1 protein-coding gene is annotated in these 670 nt (G+C 56.3%); it reads left to right on the top strand.

Translation table 11 applies throughout. The features are described from left to right. On the top strand, positions 1-454 hold a 454-nt coding region (locus tag ACJHX3_RS25000), incomplete at its 5' end, for an inovirus Gp2 family protein (RefSeq protein WP_053919853.1). Positions 455-670: the final 216 nt, after the last annotated feature.

The raw sequence follows: 670 nt of genomic DNA, 5'->3' as shown, positions 1-670 counted from the left end.
ACCGGCAGCAACGGACGCAGCTGTGATATCCCGCTTCATCAATGCCCTGAAAGCCCGAATCGACGCTTACCAGAAACGTAAGCATCGGGAAGGTAAACGCGTGCATCCCACAACCCTGCATTACGTCTGGGCCCGGGAGTTTGGGGAGTGCAAAGGTAAAAAACACTATCACCTGATGCTGCTGGTCAACCGGGATACCTGGTGTCGTGCCGGTGATTACCGCGCTCCGGAGTCTCTGGCCGGGATGATTAAACAGGCGTGGTGCAGTGCCCTGGGAGTGGATGTCGGGTGCCATGCCACGCTGGTGCATTTTCCGGCCTGGCCGGCGGTGTGGCTGGCGCGTAATGATGACACCGGCTTTCAGCAAGTGCTGGAACGTGCTGACTATCTGGCGAAGGAGCATACCAAAGCTCACTGCACCGGTGAGCGCAATTTTGGCTGTAGCCGGAGTTGAGCACGACTGGCGCGCCAATATCCGGCAAACCAAAAGTATGGGTTGTTGTCTGGCGGCAACGATGTATCCACTCGCCCACTGACTGTTTTTTACGTCAGTGTTCCATTGTGTGACAACCACAGTGCTGTAACAGCAACCAGCCTGCTTTACCCAAACTCCAGTCCAGATTTTAACTGAACCGCCATTCACACCCTGACCACGCTGCCCGTACCGGGA

Origin of the sequence: Escherichia sp. WS1265 (assembly GCF_046487585.1) — a bacterium.
Classification (GTDB): domain Bacteria; phylum Pseudomonadota; class Gammaproteobacteria; order Enterobacterales; family Enterobacteriaceae; genus Escherichia; species Escherichia coli.
This window is presented reverse-complemented; position numbering and strand designations above follow the sequence as displayed.